Raw genomic sequence first — 20073 nt, forward strand, 5'->3', positions numbered from 1 at the left:
ACCTTCACGGGTGCGGGCCCTGACCCGTTTCCGGCTCCCCCGCCGCCGCGCCGGAGTCGGCCACCCGGGCGGGGGCCAGGTTCAGCCCGGCGAGCGGCCACGCGAGCGCGGCGTCCGGCGCTTCCGGATCCTGGTCAGACCTCCGCCCCCCCACCGAGGGCGGGCCGGCGGCCTCGCTGTCGATCACGTTCTGGTCCCGATCGGCCTGGGCCGCCCGGCGGTCCGCGGCCGCGCCCCCGCGGTCCTCGGCGGCCGTACGGCGGTCGCCGGCGGCGGCCTGCCGGTCCAGTTCGGCGGCGGCCCGCTCCCGCCGCGCCCGCGTCCCGGCCTCGGCCGCCTCGTCCAGCGCCCGGCCGATCACCCGCCGCTCCTCGGCCTCCAGCTCACGATGGGCCGCGGTCATCTCGCGCTCGATCTCCGCCTGCTCCCACGCGGCGCGCTCCGGGCCCGGCCACGGCAGGGCGGCGCGCTCGGCCATGTCCCGGGCCCGCGCGTCGGCCTCCCGCAGCACCTGGCGCACCCGCCGCCGCCCCCTCACGGCCGCGTCCTCGGCCCGCCCCGCCTCGGCCTCGCTTTCCCCGGCGCGCGCGTCGCGCCGCTCCGCTCGCGCGTCCCGGTCCCGGGCCGCCCGGTCCCGGTCCTCGGCCCGGCCGTCCCGCAGGTCACCGGCGTCGCGCCGCTCCATCGCCCCGTCCGGCCGCCGGTCCGCCGCCGCCCGGGCGCGCAGCACCCGCGCCGTCCGCGCCGCGGCATCTCCCAGCACCCCGTCGCGGCAGTCTCTCGCCAGCGCGTCCAGCAACGCCGCCAGTTCGCCGGCCTCACGCGCATCCAGCATCGATCCCCCGCCTCCTCACAGAACGGACCAGCGCCGAACACCTCCAGCATCCCCCCTCAGCCGGGGCCGCGCAGCGTCACCGCCCACTGACGCGGCCCCGATCCGCCCAGGTGATCGCGGGCGCCCCGCCGTACGGCCGGCTCAGACGATCGGGTGGGCGACGACGGACTCCAGGGTGCTCACGAGCTCCTCGGTGAACAGCAGGCCGGCGAGGCCGTGGCCGTGCCGTTCGCGGCGGACGAGGGAGAGGATGTTGTTGTTCAGGGCGCGGTCGCGGACCGGGCGGAAGGCGAGGGTGCCGTTCTGGTGCTCCTCGGCGATGTCGAACCTGCTGAGGAACGCGATGGCCTCGCCCGCCGCGGCCAGCCGCTTCATCGTCTCGATCGAATTCGTGTGGAAAGCCGGCTCGACCTTTATCCCGGCCTCGGAGAAGGTGTCGGCGATGATGCCGTGTATCACCATCGACCGGTCCGCGAAAATGAGCGGATAGGACGCGAAATGCGCCAGCGGAATGGATTCCATGCGGGCCAGCTCGTGCGCCGGTGAAATCACCGCGCCGAGCTGGGTGTCCATTTGCCAGCAGATCTCGAGTTGCGGCGAGGAAGGCACGTTGAATCCCAGCCCGAGGTCCGCCTCGCTGTTCGCCACCGCGCGCAGGATGTCGTGGGTGGACATCACCCGGATCGAGATCCGGACGCCGGGGTGGCGGGCGTGGAAGCTCACCGTCGAGGCGGAGACGATGCTGCTGGCCAGGCCGGTCATCGTGGCGATCACCACCTCGCCGCTCGGCAGCGACTGCAGGTCGCGTATCTCGGCCACGGCCTCGCGGTACTCCTGCATGGTCCGGCGCACGTGGGCCAGGAGCACCTCCCCGGCCGGCGTGGGCCGCATCCCGCGCGGCAGACGCTCGAACAACGCCTGCCCGAGTTCCTCCTCCAGCAGCAGGATCTGCCTGTTGATGGCCGACGGAGCCACGTGGAGCCGCGCCCCGGCCGCGCGGATGGACCCGTAGCGCGCCACCTCGTCGATGTACTGCAGCAGGCGCGAGTGGAGCATGGGGCCTCCCTGGCTGGACCGTGTACGCAAAAAGAGTACAGTCCGTGCGAAAACCGGCGCTTGTCAGCAACGGTGGCGTGCAATTTCATAGCCCCAGCGCGTACGAGCGGCGCGGCGCGACGGCCCTTCCGGGCAGCCCTCCGGCTGACCGTCGGCGCCCGCGGCCGTGTCCTTTGCGGCTCGTTCCGCCGAGCAGAACCAATGACCGCGAAAAAGAGGCGAGGAAATCATGCTCCAGAAGGAAAAGGTGAGCGGGGTCGCGGCGCCGGCGAACACGGACGGGGTGGACGCCCATTACGACCACGTCCGGGCGATCTTCGACATCCTGCAGGGCGAGAGGGAGGCGGACCTGCTCCTGCGCAACCTCAACATTCTGGACGTCCACAGTGAGACCGTCTTCCAGGGCTCGATTCTCGTCTACCGGGAACGGATCATCGCGTTGAACCCCGACGAGTCCGTGGTGCGGGTGCGGGAGGTGTTCGACGGCCAGGGCCTTTACGCGATTCCGGGATTGATCGACTCGCATCTCCACTTCGACGCCCAACTCGCCCACCCGGCGGCGTTCGGCGAGGCGATCGTGCCCAGCGGCACGACGACCATCTTCGCCGAGACCCTGGACTTCGCGAGCGCGGCCGGCGACGAGGCGGTCGAGGCCGCTCGGGCGCTGTTCAAGGACCACGACAAGCTCCCCTACCGGATCTACGCCTTCGCGCCGGGTAAGAAGACGTCGGTCGAGGTCACCGACGCGATGCTGAAGATGGACCCGGTGATCGGGCTGGGCGAGCTGGCGCACCTGTCGTACATGACCGGCAACGAGGACGACTTCCGCAAGTCGGCCCTGGGGCGCGCGAACGGCGGATTCGTCAACAGCCACTGGGGCGTGACGGCCCTGCCGGACATGCTGCTGAACTACATGCCGGCCATCGGCGCCCACAACAACCACGACGTCTGGAACGAGGAGGACATCGAGAAGAGCGTCCGGTACGGCTTCCAGACGCAGATCAAGTTCGGGGTGGGCAGCCCCGAGGTGATCAGGACCATGCTGCGCGCCATCGTCAAGCGCCGCTGGCCCGCCGAGAACTTCTCGCTCTGCGCGGACAACATCTCGGTGAACCGGGTCCTGACCAAGGGCCACATCGACTGGGTCATCTCGCTGGCCGTCGAGATGGGGATCAACCCGATCCAGGCGATCAAGATGGGGACGCTGTACTCCGCGCGGTCCTTCCGGATGGACAACGAGTTCGGCTCGCTCGCCCCGGGCCGCTACGCCGACATCGTGCTGACCGACAGCCTGTCGAAGATCAACCCGCTGTACGTCTTCAAGGGCGGCGAGCTGGTCGCCAGGGACCGCAAGCTCCTCAAGACGGTCGACCTGGACTACTCCGGGATGGTCAAGGAGCCCCGGCCGGGCCTGGACGGCCTGGTCCCCGAGCAGCTCGACCTCACCCCGATCGAGGTCTCGGCCGACGGCTCGCGGGCCAAGGTCCTCCTCTTCGACGTGTACGGCCGGGGCCACCTGAAGTTCTCCCAGGAGGTCTGGGTCCCGTACGAGGACGGGGCGGTCGTGCCCGAGGTGGACGGCGTGCGGCTGAACCGGATCTCGGTCGTGCAGCGGTACGCGAACGGCGAGCGCCACATCGTCAACGGGCTGTTCAAGGGCGTGTCGATCGACCGCGGCGCCGTCTCGACGTTCTGGCCCGCGCCCTTCGCGTACTTCGTCTCCGTCGGCACCGACAGCGCCGAGATGTGCGACAACCTCAAGCGGCTCGACACCCTCGTCGGCGGCTGCGTCGTGACCGAGGGCGGGCAGGTCAAGGCCTCGCTGCCGCTGGACATCTACGGCGTGATGGCCGACATGAGCCTGGCCGAGCTGGTGGACGCGACCCGCTCGATCGACGCCGCCCTGGAGGAGCTGGGCAACCGCAACGAGGGCGAGCCGGTCGTCAACAAGCTCCTGACCCTGTTCATCTCGCTGGACCGCTTCGGGTTCATGGTCTGACCCGGTCCAGCCAAGGCGTGCCCGAGCCGACCCGCCGGCCGAGACACCGGCGCGGCTCGGGCTGCTTCATTCAGCGGGGGCCATTCGCAACGACAAGTAGCCGAGGAGACAACTGTGCTACAGAACGAGAAGGACGCCGGCGTCGTCGACAACGGGAGCCTGGTGCGCCGCTGGATCACCTACGGCGTGGGCATCTACGTGCTGACGCTGGGCGTGAGCCTGGCCATCAGGGCGGGCATCGGCATCTCCCCGCAGAGCAGCCTGACCCGCACGATGACGCTGGTGATCCCCGGGGTCAGCCAGGGGACGTTCAACTTCATCCTCGAGCTCATCATGCTCCTGCTGACCTATCTCCTGATGCCGAAGGACTTCAAGCTCAGGAACTTCCTGTCGTTGATCCCGGCCTTCGCCCTGGCCGCGTTCCTCGATCTGAACCTGCTGCTGACCGAGTGGATCGTGCTCGACGCCTACGCCGCCAAGTTCCTGCTGCTGGTGTTCGCGGACGCGACCCTGGCGTTCGGGCTGTTCCTGATGATCCGCGCCAACCTCGTGCTCATGCCGATCGACATGTTCGTCAACACGATCTTCAAGCGCACGGGCCGCAAGTGGGGCAACATCAAGACGGCCTTCGACTGCAGCCTCCTGATCACCTCGGCCGCGATCGGCCTGATCTTCCTCGGCGCCCCGCACTTCATCCGCGAGGGCACCATCATCAACGGCATCCTCGTCGGGCAGTACGTCAAGCTCTACTTCTTCCTCTTCGAGAGGTACGCCCGCAAGCACGCCTGACCTCCTGGAACCGACCCCCTGGAACGGCCCGAGCGGGCGAGGGCGCCGAAGACGACGGCGTCCTCGCCCGCTCACGCGTACGGCCGGAGGGCCGGCGGCGGCCGGCCCCGGCGCCGGGTGGCGGTCGCACGGCCGGGCCGGCTCAGGCGGACGGGGTGGCGCCGACGCGGTGTTCGAGCAGGTCGTCGGCGCGGGCGCCGGCCAGGATGGCGTCGAGCAGGCCGGGGTAGCGGGCGTCCAGGTCCTCCCGCCGCAGGACGAGCAGGTTCTCCCGGCCCGAGGGCCGCTGCCAGATGACGCCGCTGTCCCGCAGCACCCGCCAGTGGTGGGTCATGGTGGACTTCGCGGTGATCCCCAGGGTGTTCAGCACGCTGGTGCAGTTGTACTCGCCGCCGGCGTCGAGCAGGCGCACGACCGACAGCCGCACGCCGTTCCCCAGCGCGGACAGCACGTCTTCGATCCGGATCTGGTCGCGGTCGGGATGACGGTAGGCCATGGTCCAACTGTACCGCGATAGTCGTACAGTCGCCCCCGGTGTGGCATAGTTCGATCGTACGTAAATACACGTACAGTCGTTCTGAACGCGGCGGGCTTCCGCATGCCCGCCCCGGCTCCCCCCGAAGGGCGTTCCATGTCCGCACAATCCACGCTGACCGCACCCTCCCCCGGCGGTGTCAGGCCACGCCTCGGCTGGACCCTGGCACTGCTCGCCCTGGCCCAGCTCATCTACGCGCTCGACCTGAACATCGTGTTCGTCGCGCTCCCGCAGATCGGCGCCGACCTGGGCTTCCCCGGCCAGACCCAGCAGCTCGTGGTGAGCGCGTACGTCGTCTTCGCCGGCGGCTTCCTGCTGTTCGGCGGCCGGGCGGCCGACCTGCTCGGCCGCCGCCGCGTCTTCGTGCTGGCCCTGACGCTGTACGCCGTCTCCTCGCTGGCGGGCGGGCTGGCCACCGGCCCCGTCGTCATCATCGTCGCCCGCGCGATCCAGGGCATCGGCGGCGCGCTGCTGCTGCCCTCCACCCTGGCGCTGCTCAACAGCCTGTTCGCCGAGGGCCCGCAGCGCAATCGCGCGCTGGCCGTCTGGGGCGGCGCCGGGGCCAGCGGCCTGACCATCGGCGCGCTGCTCGGCGGCCTGCTCACCGAGAACTTCGGCTGGCCCGCCGTCTTCTACGTCAACGTCCCCCTGGCCGGGCTCGTCGCGCTGGCCGCCCTGGCCGTCATCCCGCGCGACCCCGCCAGGGGCGAGCGGCGCAGGTTCGACATGCCGGGGGCGCTGAGCGTCACCGGCGGGTCGACCCTGCTGGTCTTCGCCCTGGTCGAGGGACCCGAGCTGGGCTGGGGCAGCCCGCTGGTGATCGGCGCCTTCGCGCTGGCCGCCGCGCTGCTGGCGGTCTTCGCGCTGGTCGAGGCCCGCAGCGCCGACCCGCTCATGCCGTTCCGGCTCTTCCGCAACCGCAGCCTGACCGTCGGCATGCTGGTCACCTTCATCTACATGGCCACCTTCGGCGTCCTGCCGTACTTCCTCACCGTGCTGATGCAGGGCGTCCACGGCTACAGCGCCCTGCAGACCGGGCTGGCCTTCCTCATCCCCTCGCTGGCCATCGCCGCCGGCACCCAGGGCGGCGAGCGGCTGGCCACCCGGATCGGCACCCGCGCCACGCTGCTGATCGGCTTCGGGATCGGGGTGGCCGGCACGGCCGTACTGGCCTTCGGCTTCGACGCCGACGCCGGGTACGGCCTGCTGGTCCCCGGCCTCATCGTCTCCGGCGTCGGCCAGGGCATCGTCTGGACCGCCATGTGGATCGCCGCCGCCACCGGCACCCCCGCCCACGAGCAGGGCGTGGCCAACGGCATCGCCTCCACCGCGCTCAACATCGGCAACGCCATCGGCCTGGCCGTCTTCACCGTCATCGCCGACATCGGCACCGAGGGCAAGACCGGCCAGACCCTGCGCGCCGCCACGGCCGACGGGGAGTTCCTCGTCGTCCTGCTCACCGCGGCCGCGATGATCGCCGGCCTGCTCATCACCCTCGCCCTGCCCCGTCTCCGCCGCCAGGCCCCCGACCCGGCCCAGCCCGAGGTGCGGCCCGCCCCCGCCGCCTGACCGGGCGACGGCGACGGCCCGGGGGCCCGCGATCGGAGCGGGCGCCCCGGGCTCGCCGTACCCGGCGGGACCGGAGCTATTTTGAAATAGACACTTCAAAACGTGCTAGGGTTCCCCGCATGGCCAGACCCAGGAAGTTCGACGAGGCCCAGGCGATCGAGGCGGCGATGCGCGCGTTCTGGGCCCTCGGCTACGAGGCGACGACGACGCAGGACCTGTGCGAGGCGACCGGCCTCAACCCCAGCAGCGTCTACAACACCTTCAGGAGCAAGCGCGACCTCTTCCTGCTGGCCCTGCGGCGGTACCTCGACGACCTGGCCGGCCGCCAGATCGCGCTGATGGAGTCCGCGGCCCCCATCCGGGAGAAGGTCGGCGGCCTGCTCGACCAGATCATCGCCGACGAGACGGGCGACCGCCTCGGCTGCCTGGCGGTCAACACCGCCATCGAGCTCGCCCCGCGCGACGCGGAGGTCGCCGGCCTGCTCGCCCGCGACTACGACCGGCGCATCACGGCGATGCGGGGCGCGTTCGAGTCGGCCCGGCTCGACGGCGAGCTCTCCGGCGACCGCGACCCGCTGGCGCTCGCCCACTTCGTCAACGCCGGCGTCGCCGGGATACGCGTCGTATCCCGCAGCGGCGCCGACCGTACGGCGTTGCGGGCCATCTCCGCGACCGTCCTCGCCGCCCTGTAACCGGCGGCGGCGGACGGCCGCGGCTCCGCCATGCCCTTTTTTTGAAGTGCTCATTCCAATATTGGAGGATCCCCCATGCCCGTGGCCGTCTATCTCCTCGGCCTGGCCGTCTTCGCCCTGGGCACCTCGGAGTTCATGCTCTCCGGGCTGCTGCCCGCGATCGCCGCCGACCTCGGCGTCTCGATCCCCGACGCGGGCCTGCTGATCTCCGCCTTCGCGATCGGGATGCTGGTCGGCGCCCCCGCCCTGGCCCTGCTCACCCTCCGCCGGCCGCGCCGCCCGGCCCTGACGGCCCTGCTCGCGGTGTTCGTGGCCGCGCACGTCGCGGGCGCCCTCACCCCCGGCTACGCCGTGCTCTTCGGCACCCGGATCGTGGCCGCCCTGGCCGCCGCCGGGTTCACCGCGCTGGCCACGGTCGCAGCCATGGGCATGGTGGCCGAGAACAGGCGCGGCCGGGCCACCGCGGTCGTGATCGGCGGGCTCACCGTGGCCAACATCGCCGGCGTCCCCGCCGGGACCTTCATCGGCCAGCACGCCGGCTGGCGCGCGGCGTTCTGGGCCGTGGCCGCCCTGGCCGCGCTCGCCGCCGTCGGCGTCCTGGCCACCGTGCCCGGGGGCCGGCCCGCCGGGAACGGCGCGCCCAGCGTGGCGCGTGAACTGCGCGCGATGGCCGGCGGCCGGCTGTGGATCGTCTTCGCCACCATCGCCCTGGCCTCCGCCGCCGTCGTCGTGACCTTCGGCTACCTCGGCGCGCTGCTCACCGAGACCACCCGCGTCGGCCAGGAGTGGGTGCCCGCCGTGCTGGGGCTGTTCGGCGTCGGCGCGCTGCTGGGCATCACGGCCGGCGGCCGCGCCGCCGACACCCGCCCCCGCGCCGCCCTGTACGCCGGCGTCGGCGGCCTGACCGTCGTCTCCGCCGCCCTGGCCGTCGCCGCCGCCGGCCCCGTGCCCACGATCGTGCTGGTGTTCCTGCTCGGCGTGGCCGGATTCCTGATCACCCCGGTCCTCAACGTCCGCGCCTACGCCCTCGCCGGACCGGCGCACACGCTGGCGGGCGGCGCGATCGTCGCGGCCTACAACGTGGGCAACACGGCCGCGCCCTGGCTCGGCGGCCTGGCCATCGGCGCCGGGCTCGGCTACGCCTCCGTCGCCTGGGTCGGGGCGGCGCTCGGGGCGGCGTCCCTGGTCGCCGTGACGCTCGGCGTGCTCGCGGACCGGCGGGCGCCCGGCGCCGCCGCGACGGTCCCCGCTCCCGCCGAATGAGGGCCGGATGAGGTGAGCGTCCCGCCGGGCTGAGACCGGGCGGGACGGGATCACCCCGGACGCGCCCTCCCCCGGGCCGGGCCGCCGCGCGGTCCGGTCCGGGGGCCCGGCGAGGGGGGCTACCGGGGCAGCAGGCGGGTCGGGGTGGTCGCGGCCAGGTGCAGGACGGCGTCGAAGCCCGCGCTCCACGACGGCACGCGCATCGTGTAGTCGGCGTCCCTGGCCACGTCGTACGCCGTGCCGATGATCCGCATCGTGGCCGGTCCGCGCAGCCACCGGCGTACCGGCTCGGGGGCCTTCGCCCGAAGGTCCAGCAGGTAGTCCCGGTGGCGCGCCTGCCCGAGGGTGTGGTCCACCAGGGCGGGCCCGGGCGGGGGCACGGTGAAGACCGACGGCGGGCCGTTCTCCCAGCCGCCGAGGATCCGCCCCGCGTGGGAGACCGTGCCGATCGAGACGTACGACCGGCCGTAGTGCGCGCGCAGGTGGCCGCCGGCCATCGTCTTGTCCTCCTTCGGGACGGGGTCGGGCGGGAAGCGCCAGGTCACCCGCGGGCTCGCCGTCGTGTGCACGTTGGCCGCGCCGTAGGCGACCCGGTGGCCGGTACGGCCCTGCCACTCGGTCAGGATGCGGGCGATGTGCCGGTCGCGGACCGGGGCGGCGACGTCCTCCAGCCGCTCGACGTAGGACTCGTAGAACCCCAGGATCGAGCGGGCGTGCCGCACGGCGTCCTCCCTGCCGATCCGTGAGGGGCCCTCCGGCAGCGACGTCACCAGCGCGACGACCGCCCGCGCGTCCTCGGCGAACCCCTTCCGCGCCTCCTCGGACTGCCCGAAGTACCAGCGGAAGTGGTCCTCGGGCGTGCCCCGGTAGGCGATCGGGTCCAGATGGCGCCGCAGCTCCGCCAGCCGCCCGGGCGCGACGTCCCTGACGTACCGCGTCACCTCGTCGAACGGGATCGCGCGCAGCTCCATGACGTCGGCGCCGACGAAGCGGACCCGGTCGTGCGCGGGGCGGCCGCGGTTGAACTCGCGCATCCAGCGCACCAGCCCGAGCATCGCCTCGCCGCGCCACTGGAACCCCATCCGCGAGACGACCTCCCGCGCGTCCCCCTCGCCCGACACGACGTACCGGTCCACGGCCACGCCGCTCCCCCAGCTCTCCTCCCAGGCGACCGTGCGGAACCCCATCCGCTCGACGAGGTACCTGATGACGCGGTGCCGCACCGTCACCTGCTCGTGGGCGCCGTGCGACGGCTCGCCCAGCCCGACCACCTTCGCGCCGCCGACGATCCGCCGCAGCGCGCCGAGGTCGTCCACCGGCCCCTCGGCGTCGATCCGCGCCGGCCGCACGGCGTTGGCGTCGATCCACCTCACGACGTCACCGTCGGCGGCGGTCCGTGCGGCGGCCACGCCCGTGGCGGCCGCGGTGGTGCCCGTGGCGGCGGCGGTGGTGGCGGACCCGGCCGGGGCGGTGACCCCGCAGGCCGCCGCCGCCAGCGCCAGCGCTCCGCTCGCCAGGCCCGCGGCCAGGCGCGTCCCGCGTCGTCCTCGCTCAGCCATGGCTCGCACCCCCCGCCCGCAGCGGACGCCGTACGGCGGTCGCCCACACACCGGCGACGAGCGCCGTGGCCAGGCCCAGCCCGGCCAGCGTCACCACGCGGGCCCGGGAGAATCGGTTGTCACTCATGCTCATCTCGGCCTTCCAGACGATGTGGTCCGGCGCGCACGCTCCGGCCTCGCGGCCGCCGCCCGCCGGGACCCCGCGAGGCGGCGCCCGGCGCACGTTCGCGGGCGTGCTCCCGGTTGCTGACGGCTCCACCCTCGGCGGGGCGGCTTTCCGCCTCCCTGGCGCCGGCTTGCCGCACACGACTGACGGGCGGCAAGCGGCGGCGCGCACTCTCGACGGCATGAGACAGATCCGAATCCCGCCCGTCGCCCCCCGGCGGCCCGGCGAACCCGAAGCCGACCTGACCGCGCTGGTGGTCATCCACCGCGCGATGCTCACCGACCTGGACCGGCTCGCCGCCATGCTCTCCTCGCCCGGCGAGCCCCCGGCCTCCCCCGAGCGGGCCGCCGCCGTCCGCGACTACACCGCCTCGCTCCTCACCGAGATCGACCACCACCACGTCAACGAGGACGACGTGCTGTGGCCCGTGATCGAGCGGTCCGCCGGCCAGGTGATCGACCTCGGCCCGCTCACCGACGACCACCACGCGCTCGCCCCCGTGCTCGCCCGCTGCCGCTCGGTCCTGCACCGCGACGACAGGACCCTCGGCCGCGCCCTCGGCGAGCTGCGCGACCTGCTCGCCGACCACATCGGCGACGAGGAGCGCGAGGTGTTCCCGGTGATCCGCCGCCACGTCCCGCGCGCCGCCCTCGCCTGGGTGGCCAAGACGATCGAGAAGCGCGCGCCGCTGCGCCAGATGGTCTTCACCGTGCCGTGGCTGGCCCGCCACGCCGAGCCCGCCGAGCTCGACCGCCTGCTCCGCGACGCCGGGCCGCCCGCCCGCCTGCTGCTCGCCGCGACCAGGCGCCGCTGGCGCGCCCGCGAACGCCTCGTCTTCGGCACCTAGACGCGGCCGCCGGGCCCCGGCGGTACCGCCGGCGCGGGGGCCCGGCCGTACCGCCGGCGCGGGGGCCCGGCCGTACCGCCGGCGCGGGGGCCCGGCAGTACGGCCGGGCGCGGGCCAGGCCGCGCGGTCAGGCCCGGGTCCAGACCGTGCGGTCAGGCCCGGGTCCAGGCCGTGCGGTCAGGCCCGGGTCCAGGCCGTACGGCTAGGCGCGGGCGAGGCCGGCGCGGGCCGCCTCGGCCCAGCGGCCGACCCCGGCCCGGCCGGCGACCTCCAGGGCCTTGCTGTAGTGCGCCGCGGAGGGGCGGCCGAGGTAGGCGGCCAGATCACCGAGGACCTGAGCGGTCGGCCACACCGCCAGGTAGCCGGTGCCGCCCACCACCTCGTCCGCGAACGGCAGCAGCGCGTCGTACGCCTCCCCGGCCCTCCGCCGGTCGTCCAGCACGACGCCCAGCAGGCCCCGGACCGCCAAGAGGAAGTGCCGGAAGTAGTCCCGCCTGATCGGCGCCGGCCCCTCGGCCGCGACCTCGCGCGCCCGGTCCTCCCGCCCCGCGTGGACCAGGGCCAGCGCGTAGAGGTCGGCGAGCTGCTCCCGCCACGGCGTGCCGTGGTACAGCGCCTCCATCACGGGCGCGTACTCCCCGAGCGTCCCCGCCGTCAGCCGCAGCCCGAACACCGCCAGCGCGTGCAACCCCACCTCGTGCTGCCACATGCCGAGCCGGCCGGCCAGCGCGGCCGCCTCTCGCAGGCGCTCCTCGGCCGCCGCGAAGTCGCCGCCGAGCCCGGCGCGCATCCCGTCGTAGAAGCCGATCGCCGTCAGCGCCAGGCGCATGTCGTACCGGACCGACAGCTCCCTGGCCGCCTCCGCGTGGACGTCGGCCGCCGCGAGATCCCCCTGCCCGATGGCCGTCTGCATCAGCAGCAGATGCCCCAGGTTCCGCACGCTCACCTGCGAGTCCGGCCCCTCCGCCAGCTCCAGGAGCTCGCGGCCGATCTCCCCGCGCTCGGCCAGCCCGCCGTACCGGTACGACTGGTGGTAGCGGGCGTTCAGCGCGAGCGCGAGTAGCGCCGGGTCCCCCAGCCGGCGCGCCATGGCGACCGCCTCCTGGGAGGCGAGGTAGCCCCGCTCGGTCTCCTCGCCCTCCAGCTCGAACGCCAGCACGCTGAGCAACCGGCAGCGGGCCGTCCCGTCCCCGGGCGGCAACGCGTCCAGCGCCTCCTCCACGGCGCCGACGAGGTCGGCGTCCAGCTCGCCGTACTCCCTGGTCACCCAGAAATGCGGCACCTCGAACGACACCACCGCGCGGGCGAACAGCTCCGGGTCGCCGAGCGGCGCGGCGGCGCGCACGGCCTCCTGCCGGTACGACCGCGCCCGGACGAGCTGGCCGCCGTTGGCCAGGGCGGCCACCATGCGGAGCATCAGCTCCAGCCGTTCGCGCGGATCCCCCTCGAACAGGTCGAGCGCCCGCCGCCACAGCTCGACCGCCTCCTCGTGGGCGAATCTCCGCTCGGCCTGCTCGGCGGCCAGCCTGGCGTACCGCGCCGCCTTGGCCGGCTCGGCGCCGGACGCGGCGAAGTGGTGCGCCAGCGCGGCGACGTCCCCGGGGTGGTGCCGCTCGATCGCGGCGGCGGCCCTGGCGTGCAGGCGGGCCCGGCGCAGCCGGGACAGGTCGTGGTAGAGGGTGTCGCGGACCAGCGCGTGCGCGAACCTCAGCCGTCCCGCGCCCGGCTCGGTGAGCAGCCCGGTGACCAGGCCCGACTCGGCCGACTCCAGGACCGTCTCCTCGTCCGCGCCCGCCACGTCCACCAGGACGTCCACGTCCACGTCCCGGCCGAGGACCGCGGCCTGCCGCAGGATCGTCTGCGCCTGGCCGGGCAGCCGCGCCACCCGGCGGCGCAGCACGTCGCGCACCCCCGCGGGCACGGCCGCGCCGCCCTCGGCGTCGCGCAGCCTGGCCAGCTCCCGCACGAAGAACGGGTTGCCGCCGGTCCGCTCGGCGATCGCGGCCACGGCGCCGTCGCCGGGATGCCTGCCGCAGACGGCCCGCACCAGCTCGCCGACGTGCGGCGGGGCCAGCCCGCGCAGCTCGACCCGCACCGGCTCCAGCCGCGCGACGGCGGCCAGCAGCTCCTCCAGCCGCTCGTTCGGCTCGGTGTGCCGGTAGGAGCCGACCAGCAGCACCCGGCGCCCGGGCAGCTCGGGCAGCAGGTGCCCGGCCACCGCCAGGGTCTCGGCGTCGGCCCGGTGCAGGTCGTCGAGCACGATCAGCAGCGGCCGCGCCGCCGCCACCTCGGCGACGTAGGCCGCGACCGCCCGGTGCAGCCGGAACCGCGCCGCCGCCACGTCCCCGCCCCCGGGCGGGTCGTCGGTGAGCAGCGGCGCGAGCGGCGCGGGGTCCGACGGCGGGTGGGCGGCGGCGAGCGGGCGGAGCAGCTCGGCCCACGGCCAGCCCGCGGGCGCGCCCTCGTGCTCCGGGCACCGCCCCCAGCCCACGGCCCACCCCTCGGCCGCGAGGCGCGCGCGCACCTCCTCGACCAGCGCCGTCTTCCCCGCCCCCGGTTCCCCGGTCACCAGCGCCACCGCGGCGGCTCCCGCAGCGGCCCGGCCCGCCGCCGCGGTCAGCCGCTCCAGCTCGGCGTCCCGGCCCACCAGCTCCGTGCCCCCGCTCCCGGCGGGCTCCGCCGTACGGCCGGGGGCGGCCTGCGCCACACGGCCACCGGCGGCCTCCGTCGTGCGGGCACCGGCGGCCTCCGGCGCGGGGACCGGCTCGGCGGGCGGGCGGGAAGCGGGCCCGGCCGGACCGGCCGTGGTCAGGCGGGCGGCCGGTCCGGCGGCGGTCAGGTGGGGGGCCGGTTCGGCTGCGGTCAGGTGGGGGGCCTGGGTGAGGATGTCCTGCTCCAGCCGGCGGAGCGCCGACCCGGGGTCGATGCCGAGCTCGTCGGCCAGGTGCGCCCGCGCCCTGCGGAGCGCCCCCAGGGCCTCGCCCTGCCGCCCGCAGCGGTAGAGCGCCGTGGCCAGCAGCCCCCACGCCTCCTCGCGCAGCGGATGCTCGCCGACCACCCGCTCCAGGTCGGCCACCGCCTCGGCGCCCAGCCCCAGGCGCGAGGCGGCGTCCGCGCGGCGCTCGACCGCCGTCAGCCGCAGCTCCTCCAGCCTGAGGATCTCGGCGTCGGCCCACTGCAGCCCGGCGAACTCCTGGTACGGCGTGCCGCGCCACAGCCGCAGCGCCTCCTCCAGCGCCGTGTGCACCCCCGCCGCGTCGCGCAGCAGGGCGCCCCGCCGTACGGCCTCCTCGAAGCGCCAGGCGTCGACGGCCCCGGGGGCGAGCCGCAGGGCGTACCCGGGCGGGACCGTGACCAGCACGGTCGCGGGCGACCTGGGCGGACGGCCCGGTTCGAGCGCCCGCCGCAGATTGGACACGTAAGCCTGCACGGCCGCCAGCGCGCGGGGCGGCGCCTCGTCGGCGTAGAGGTCGTCGATCAGCCGATCGGCCGGGACCACCTGCCCCCGCGCGGCCAGCAACCGGCCGGCCACGGACCGTTGCCGCGGTCTCCCGAGATCCACCGGCTCGCCGTCGATGGCCGCCACCAGCGGCCCGAGCACCTGGAAGCAGAGCACGACCCCTCCACCTCCTCTCACCTTACGACGGAACCCGCCCGCCCCCTCGATCCCCGCCCGGATGGCCATCATCGACGACGGGCGGGCCCGGTTGAAGGCCCTATGCGGGAAGCTCGGCGGCCTCGGCGACCGCGGCGGCGGCCTCATCTCCGCGGCCGAGCCGCCGCAGGCAGTCGCCCAGGACGAACAGGGCGTCCCGCAGATCCCGCTCGGCCTCGCGCACCTCCTTGAGCGAGGACCTCAGCTCCTTGTCGCGCCGATCCCGCAGGTACGCCTCGGACAGGCGGGGATCGTCGTCCCAGTCCTCGTCCTCCTGCAGTTCCCGGTGCCGCCCCCGGCGGGCGCGCACCCTGTCGCGGCAGAGCCGTACGGCCTCCTCGCCGGCGCTCACCGCGGCCTCCGGCGCGCCCAGCCCGAGCAGGCGCGCGGCGAGGTCGCGCCAGATCATCGCCTGGTGGGTGTCCCGGCGCCGCACCTTCCCCATCGCCTCGACGACGCACGCCCGCGCCGCCTCGGGCCGCCCGCCGCGTACCAGCCGTTCACTGCGCTCGTCCAGCGCCCGGAGGAACTCCAAGGGCGCGTCGCCCCGCCGCGCCCACCCCTCCATGACCTCGGCGCCCACCTCGGCCGCCTCGGCGACCCGGCCCACCTTGTCCAGGCGGTCCGCGTACGACGACAGCGCGTGGATGAGCTCGACGCTCGGCGGCGCGGCCCCCGCCCGCTGGAGCCGTTCCCGGATCTCGGCCACCTCCTCGGCCGCGGACTCCAGCGCCTCCCGGTCGCGGCCGGTCCTGGCCAGGAGGAGCGTCCGCCAGTAGCGCGCGGCCGGGGCCTCGGCGCGCGCGGACTCGACGGTCTCGGCGAGCCGCAGCAGCTCCTCGACGACCTCGAGCGCCTGCCCGTGCCGCCGGCACTCGACGAGGCCGTCGCGCAACGCGATCAGGGCCCGGACGATCCGGTCGCCGAACTCTCCCGGCCGCCCGGCGGGCAGCCTCCGGTAGACGTCGAGCTCCTCCCGCCGGGCCAGGCAGGCGAGGTCGTCCCACCCCAGCTCGGTCAGCAGCCCGGCGAGCCGGTCCAGCGCCTCCGGAAGGGCCGTCGGCGAGGGCCATTCCTCCGGCGGCAGCCCCCGCATCCGCTCCACGCGCTCAAGCTCGTCCCTCGCCCACCGCACCGGCTTGTCCGGCCGGACGACGCCCCTGTACCGCGCCGGATCCACCGACCGCGCCAGCATCCCGGGCAGGACCACGCCCGCTTCCCGCTCACCCATCACCCGTGTATATCGCCTGGGGCCGACGAGCATGGGCGGAATCGGACCTCCACCGATGTCCCGGGATTTTGGTAGACATGCCCCCATGAACCCACCGCCGGCCCAGCGCCTCCGTGTCGTCGCCCCCCTCTTCCTCATCGAGGAACTGCCGCACGGCGAGTCCCCCGGCGACGACTGGATCGCCCAGGTCCGCACCCCCGAGGGCACGACCGTCGTCCGTACGGCCGCGCCCGGGTCCGCCGGAGACCTGTGGACCGGCTTCTACGGCGCCGCCACCGCCCACGACCTGGACGTCCCCGGCATGCTCGCGGCCATCGTCAACCCCCTCGCCGAAGCCGCCATCCCCGTCTTCGTCGCCTCGACCGTCCAAGCCGACCTGGTCCTGGTCCCCCGATCCACCCAGCCCCAGGCCGTCGCCGCCCTCCAGAGAGCCGGCCACGAGATAGACCCCACCTCCACCCCCACCACGCCCTTCTAACCACACCCCCCTCAACCGCCTCCCGCCCGGCGATTCCGGGCGATGCCCCGAACGCGCCTGGTCCGCCCGCGCTCCGCGACCAGCGCCAGAGCGTCCGCCCCCGGCAGCCCCTCCGTGAGCCGTAGCTGCAGCCAGTCCGACCACCCGTCCAGCCCCGCCGCGATCTCGTCGGCGGCCAGGTCGCCCCGCCGCGCCCGCCGGAGCACCCCGATCTCCGCCGACCGCCGCCGAGCGTAGGATCGGCCCCTGCTCTCGAGCCGCTCCATCCAGTCGGCGTGCTGCTCCTCGGGCACGAGCTCCAAGATCGGCAAAACCACCGAGGACGCGACCGCCGCGTCCGGCTCCCCGGACACCGCCTCTTTCAGCAGCTCACGCGCCCGCGGAACCTCGATCGCCCTCCGATGGATCCGCCACCGCTCATGCTCATCCGCCAGATCCCCCACGTCCTCCCCCACAACCGACGCGAGAGCCCGGAGAACCCCCTCGAACCCCGCCGTCACCGAGTTCCCCACCGTCCCCCCTCCACGATCACCGCCCGCCCGCTGGACGAGCCAGGCGACAAGCCGCGTGAGGTCCCGGCGAGACGTCACGCGGACATCAGCATGAGCGGCATGCTCGGCGACAAGCCGCCGAGCACACACGGAGTCATGCCCCGCCCATGATTCCCGGCATGGGAGGCCGGCATGCTCCTGGTCCGCTCCTCCGGGGCCGGGCCGGGTTCCTCCGTCCGGCCGCTGGGACTTGCCGCCTCCGCCAGGTCCTCCGCCTCTTCCGGCGCCGGCTAGGCGGGGGCCAGGGCGAGGGCGGCGAGGGTCAGGGCGGCGGCGCCGGCCAGGACGACGCCGGTGGACGGGAGGGTGGCGAGGGCGCCGAAGATCGCCACGCCGAGGGCGGTGCCGGCCTGGCGGGCGGCGTTCAGGGCGCCCTGGCCGGTGGCCGCGAGATTCAGCGGCACGGCGGCGGACATGTCGGCGACGCACGCGGGGATGGCCAGGGGACTGCCCGCGCCGATCAGGAGCTGCGCGGCGAACAGCGACCACATCGAGCCGCCGCCGGTGGCCAGCACCAGGCCCCCCAGCAGGTCGAGCGTGATCCCGGCGAGGATGAGCCGGCGGGCCCCCAGGCGTACGACGAGACGACCCGTGATCATGGGCAGGACGGCGACCGGCACGGTCATGGGCAGGAAGGCCAGCCCGGCCTGGAGCGGCGTCAGGCCCCGGGTGGTCACCAGCCACTGCGTCAGCGTGAACAGCAACCCGTAGTAGATCAACTGGGACGTCACCGCCACGCCCAGGTTCACCCGGACACGGGTCAGGGCCAGCAGCGCGGGCGGCAGGACGGGCGCGCCGGCGCGGCGCTCCACGCGCGGGAGCACGGCGACGGCGACGGCCGCGACCGCGATCGCGGCGTACGGCAGCGGCCGCGCCCAGCCCGCCGTTCCCCCGTCGACCAGGCCGAGCGTGAGCGCGACGAGACCGGTGATCGAGAGCAGGAGGCCGGCCCGGTCGATGGGTACGGCGGTGCCCGCGCGGTGCCCGCTCAGCCCGCGCGAGCTGAGCAGCGTGAGCAGCGCGACCGGCAGGTTCACCAGGAAGACCAGCCGCCAGCCGCCCGCGGCCACGAGCGCGCCGCCCAGGATCGGGCCGGCGACGATGCCCAGGCCGGTGATGGAGACGAGCCCGCCGATGCGGCGCGACCGCCGGTCGGGCTCGGGGTACAGCGCGGCCAGCAGCGCCATCGACGCGGGGACCAGCCCGGCGGCGGGCACGCCGAGCAGCGCCCGGCCCGCGATCAGCACGCCCGCGTTCGGCGCGAGCGCGCACAGCAGCGAGAAGACGGCGAATCCCGCCAGCGCGGCCTGGTAGACCCGGCGCGGCCCCCAGCGGTCGGCGACCGATCCCGACGCGAGCATCAGCCCGGCGAGGACGACGGTGTAGGCGTCGACCGCCCACGGGAGGGCGGCGGCGGGGGCGTGCAGGTCGGCCCGCATGTCGGGAAGCGCCACGTTCAGGATCGTGGCGTCCAGCGAGATCATGAAGTTGCCGGCCGCGATGCCGGCGAACCGCCCCGCCGCACCCCTTTCCCGGGTGTACGGCGGGGCCGCGCGCAGGGTGACGCTCACGGCGAGGTCACTTCCGGTCCGCGGTGAGGGTGCCGGCGGCGCCCCAGCTCTCGGGGGCGACCTCGTGGATCCAGACCTGGACCGTGTCGGCCGGGAGCCGGTAGACGTCGACGAACGCGTCCGTGATGCGAGAGATCAGCTCCCGCTTGAGCTCGACGTCGCGGGGCCCCTGCTGAATGGTGACGATGGGCATTCTGTGCTCCTTGGTGTGGAGTGGACTGATGTGTCCAGTTCACTCCCGCCGGCCCCGGCGAACCAGAAGCACTCCGCGCACGCTGCGATCACGAATCGAGATCGCCGCGCGCGGCCTCCCGGCAGGCGTCCAGCAGCGCCCGCACGGGGCCTGACCCGGGGTCGCGGACCGCGAGCACGGTGGGCAGCCTCAGCCCGCCGGACGGCGCGCGCACCGGGAGGAACACCACGCGGCCGCTGCGCAGCTGATGCGCCGCCGCCGCGTACACCACGGTCCAGCCGGGCGCCCCGGTGCCGACCGCGGCGAGGGTGTCCTGCAAGGAGCCGTGCGCCGGGCCCGGCACCGGCGCGAATCCGGCGGCACGGCACGCCGCCAGCACCAGGTCCACCAGCGGCGGGTTGTTGCGCCGCTCGGTCAGGTGGAGGGGGAGGTCGGCCAGCCGGGCGAGGTCGACGGCCTCCCCGCGGGCCAGGGGGTGCCGGGCGGGCAGGGCCACCAGCAGCTCGTCCTCCCACACCGGGATCTGCCGCACGCCCTCGGGCGCGTCCAGCTCGCCGCGGACGAACGCCGCGTCCCACTCTCCCGCGGCGACGCGGCGCAGCCGTACCTCGGGAGGCGCCGACGCCAGCTCGACCCGCGTGCCGGGCACCTCCCGCTCCAGCGCCTCCAGCACCCGCTCCAGCCGCTCCCCCATGCCCCGGCTCGTGCCCACCCGCAGCACGGCGCCGTGCCCCGCCGCGAAGGCCCGGACGGACGCGCGGGCCCGCCGCTCGGCGGCCAGCACCTCCCGCGCCGCCGGCAGGAACGCCCGCCCCGCCGCCGTCAGCCGGACCCGCCGCGGCGACCGGTCGAACAGCTCGACGCCCAGCTCCCGCTCAAGCCGCGCGACCTGCTGGCTGACCGCCGACTGCACGATCATCAGCCGCTCGGCCGCCTTGCCGAAATGCAGCTCCTCCGCCACCACGACGAAGTACCTCACCTGCCGAAACTCCATGATGCCCGCAGGCTACGCGACCCCGGTCCGCCTCTCGCGCGCCGACCCCGGGCGGCGGCGCCGGGGCATGTGCTGTCAGGGGGGCGTGGT

Annotated in this window: 18 protein-coding genes; 7 read left to right on the forward strand and 11 right to left on the reverse strand. The window is 74.7% G+C overall.

Features of this window, described 5'->3' with window-relative positions; all coding sequences use genetic code 11:
- Window positions 1-4 precede the first annotated feature (4 nt).
- Together D5H75_RS03950 and D5H75_RS03955 are read right to left on the reverse strand one after the other, a co-directional pair.
- On the reverse strand, window positions 5-835 hold the full coding sequence (locus D5H75_RS03950; protein ID WP_119924902.1) for a hypothetical protein: 831 nt from the start codon (window positions 833-835) through the stop codon (window positions 5-7).
- Window positions 836-976: 141 nt separating this feature from the next.
- Entirely contained in the window at window positions 977-1891 is a 915-nt protein-coding gene (locus tag D5H75_RS03955) for a LysR family transcriptional regulator (protein ID WP_119924903.1), read from the reverse strand.
- A 229-nt stretch (window positions 1892-2120) separates the two neighbouring features.
- Here D5H75_RS03955 and D5H75_RS03960 point away from each other — a divergent pair, with 229 nt between their 5' ends.
- Both D5H75_RS03960 and D5H75_RS03965 read left to right on the forward strand, forming a co-directional pair.
- Window positions 2121-3890, forward strand: a complete 1770-nt coding sequence (locus D5H75_RS03960; protein ID WP_119924904.1) for an adenine deaminase C-terminal domain-containing protein — start codon at window positions 2121-2123, stop codon at window positions 3888-3890.
- 114 nt (window positions 3891-4004) lie between these two features.
- Window positions 4005-4679, forward strand: coding sequence for a YczE/YyaS/YitT family protein (locus D5H75_RS03965; RefSeq protein WP_119924905.1), 675 nt, complete (start codon window positions 4005-4007; stop codon window positions 4677-4679).
- 142 nt (window positions 4680-4821) lie between these two features.
- Here D5H75_RS03965 and D5H75_RS03970 read toward each other — a convergent pair whose 3' ends face one another.
- The gene (locus D5H75_RS03970) at window positions 4822-5175 is read right to left on the reverse strand and encodes an ArsR/SmtB family transcription factor (protein ID WP_119924906.1); all 354 of its coding nucleotides are present in this window, start codon (window positions 5173-5175) and stop codon (window positions 4822-4824) included.
- 135 nt (window positions 5176-5310) lie between these two features.
- Here D5H75_RS03970 and D5H75_RS03975 point away from each other — a divergent pair, with 135 nt between their 5' ends.
- The 3 genes from D5H75_RS03975 (at window position 5311) to D5H75_RS03985 (ending at window position 8738) form a co-directional block, all read left to right on the forward strand.
- The gene (locus D5H75_RS03975; RefSeq protein WP_202637786.1) at window positions 5311-6783 is read left to right on the forward strand and encodes an MFS transporter; all 1473 of its coding nucleotides are present in this window, start codon (window positions 5311-5313) and stop codon (window positions 6781-6783) included.
- Window positions 6784-6902: 119 nt separating this feature from the next.
- On the forward strand, window positions 6903-7475 hold the full coding sequence (locus tag D5H75_RS03980; RefSeq protein ID WP_119924907.1) for a TetR/AcrR family transcriptional regulator: 573 nt from the start codon (window positions 6903-6905) through the stop codon (window positions 7473-7475).
- Window positions 7476-7550: 75 nt separating this feature from the next.
- Complete coding sequence (locus D5H75_RS03985; protein WP_119924908.1) at window positions 7551-8738, forward strand: Cmx/CmrA family chloramphenicol efflux MFS transporter; 1188 nt, start codon at window positions 7551-7553, stop codon at window positions 8736-8738.
- A 119-nt stretch (window positions 8739-8857) separates the two neighbouring features.
- On the opposite strand, the gene D5H75_RS03990 is transcribed toward D5H75_RS03985, so the two are convergent.
- Window positions 8858-10297 carry an erythromycin esterase family protein gene (locus tag D5H75_RS03990; RefSeq protein WP_202637787.1) on the reverse strand — a complete coding sequence of 480 codons (1440 nt, stop codon included), beginning with the start codon at window positions 10295-10297 and terminating at the stop codon, window positions 8858-8860.
- Window positions 10290-10424, reverse strand: a complete 135-nt coding sequence (locus tag D5H75_RS43945; protein WP_277949913.1) for a hypothetical protein — start codon at window positions 10422-10424, stop codon at window positions 10290-10292. Before D5H75_RS43945 ends, D5H75_RS03990 begins: the two co-directional genes overlap by 8 nt.
- 220 nt (window positions 10425-10644) lie before the next feature.
- Between D5H75_RS43945 and D5H75_RS04000 the strand changes: the two genes are divergently transcribed.
- Window positions 10645-11310, forward strand: coding sequence for a hemerythrin domain-containing protein (locus D5H75_RS04000; RefSeq protein ID WP_202637788.1), 666 nt, complete (start codon window positions 10645-10647; stop codon window positions 11308-11310).
- Between the two features lie 202 nt (window positions 11311-11512).
- Here the strand turns inward: D5H75_RS04000 and D5H75_RS04005 are convergent, their stop codons facing one another.
- Complete coding sequence (locus D5H75_RS04005) at window positions 11513-14947, reverse strand: ATP-binding protein (protein WP_242453957.1); 3435 nt, start codon at window positions 14945-14947, stop codon at window positions 11513-11515.
- A 79-nt stretch (window positions 14948-15026) separates the two neighbouring features.
- On the reverse strand, window positions 15027-16196 hold the full coding sequence (locus D5H75_RS04010) for a tetratricopeptide repeat protein (protein WP_147425059.1): 1170 nt from the start codon (window positions 16194-16196) through the stop codon (window positions 15027-15029).
- An 85-nt stretch (window positions 16197-16281) separates the two neighbouring features.
- Here D5H75_RS04010 and D5H75_RS04015 point away from each other — a divergent pair, with 85 nt between their 5' ends.
- Entirely contained in the window at window positions 16282-16674 is a 393-nt protein-coding gene (locus tag D5H75_RS04015; RefSeq protein WP_119924914.1) for an ACT domain-containing protein, read from the forward strand.
- An 11-nt stretch (window positions 16675-16685) separates the two neighbouring features.
- On the opposite strand, the gene D5H75_RS04020 is transcribed toward D5H75_RS04015, so the two are convergent.
- The 4 genes from D5H75_RS04020 to D5H75_RS04035 form a co-directional block, all read right to left on the reverse strand.
- Entirely contained in the window at window positions 16686-17117 is a 432-nt protein-coding gene (locus D5H75_RS04020; protein ID WP_147425060.1) for a hypothetical protein, read from the reverse strand.
- A gap of 338 nt (window positions 17118-17455) precedes the next feature.
- Entirely contained in the window at window positions 17456-18796 is a 1341-nt protein-coding gene (locus D5H75_RS04025) for an MFS transporter (protein WP_119924916.1), read from the reverse strand.
- Window positions 18797-18803: 7 nt separating this feature from the next.
- Window positions 18804-18989 carry a 4-oxalocrotonate tautomerase DmpI gene (dmpI, locus tag D5H75_RS04030; RefSeq protein ID WP_119924917.1) on the reverse strand — a complete coding sequence of 62 codons (186 nt, stop codon included), beginning with the start codon at window positions 18987-18989 and terminating at the stop codon, window positions 18804-18806.
- Window positions 18990-19077: 88 nt separating this feature from the next.
- Window positions 19078-19983, reverse strand: a complete 906-nt coding sequence (locus D5H75_RS04035) for a LysR family transcriptional regulator (protein ID WP_119924918.1) — start codon at window positions 19981-19983, stop codon at window positions 19078-19080.
- Between the last annotated feature and the right edge of the window lie 90 nt (window positions 19984-20073).

Origin of the sequence: Bailinhaonella thermotolerans (genome assembly GCF_003594875.1) — a bacterium.
Lineage (GTDB): Bacteria > Actinomycetota > Actinomycetes > Streptosporangiales > Streptosporangiaceae > Bailinhaonella > Bailinhaonella thermotolerans.

Coding starts and splice junctions, on each gene's coding strand:
- D5H75_RS03985 (WP_119924908.1), top strand. CDS start 7,551: ATGCCCGTGGCCGTCTATCTCCTCGGCCTGGCCGTCTTCGCCCTGGGC.
- D5H75_RS04000 (WP_202637788.1), top strand. CDS start 10,645: ATGAGACAGATCCGAATCCCGCCCGTCGCCCCCCGGCGGCCCGGCGAA.
- dmpI (WP_119924917.1), bottom strand. CDS start 18,989: ATGCCCATCGTCACCATTCAGCAGGGGCCCCGCGACGTCGAGCTCAAG.
- D5H75_RS03980 (WP_119924907.1), top strand. CDS start 6,903: ATGGCCAGACCCAGGAAGTTCGACGAGGCCCAGGCGATCGAGGCGGCG.
- D5H75_RS04015 (WP_119924914.1), top strand. CDS start 16,282: ATGAACCCACCGCCGGCCCAGCGCCTCCGTGTCGTCGCCCCCCTCTTC.
- D5H75_RS03950 (WP_119924902.1), bottom strand. CDS start 835: ATGCTGGATGCGCGTGAGGCCGGCGAACTGGCGGCGTTGCTGGACGCG.
- D5H75_RS03955 (WP_119924903.1), bottom strand. CDS start 1,891: ATGCTCCACTCGCGCCTGCTGCAGTACATCGACGAGGTGGCGCGCTAC.
- D5H75_RS03960 (WP_119924904.1), top strand. CDS start 2,121: ATGCTCCAGAAGGAAAAGGTGAGCGGGGTCGCGGCGCCGGCGAACACG.
- D5H75_RS04035 (WP_119924918.1), bottom strand. CDS start 19,983: ATGGAGTTTCGGCAGGTGAGGTACTTCGTCGTGGTGGCGGAGGAGCTG.
- D5H75_RS03990 (WP_202637787.1), bottom strand. CDS start 10,297: ATGGCTGAGCGAGGACGACGCGGGACGCGCCTGGCCGCGGGCCTGGCG.
- D5H75_RS43945 (WP_277949913.1), bottom strand. CDS start 10,424: ATGAGTGACAACCGATTCTCCCGGGCCCGCGTGGTGACGCTGGCCGGG.
- D5H75_RS04010 (WP_147425059.1), bottom strand. CDS start 16,196: ATGGGTGAGCGGGAAGCGGGCGTGGTCCTGCCCGGGATGCTGGCGCGG.
- D5H75_RS03970 (WP_119924906.1), bottom strand. CDS start 5,175: ATGGCCTACCGTCATCCCGACCGCGACCAGATCCGGATCGAAGACGTG.
- D5H75_RS03975 (WP_202637786.1), top strand. CDS start 5,311: ATGTCCGCACAATCCACGCTGACCGCACCCTCCCCCGGCGGTGTCAGG.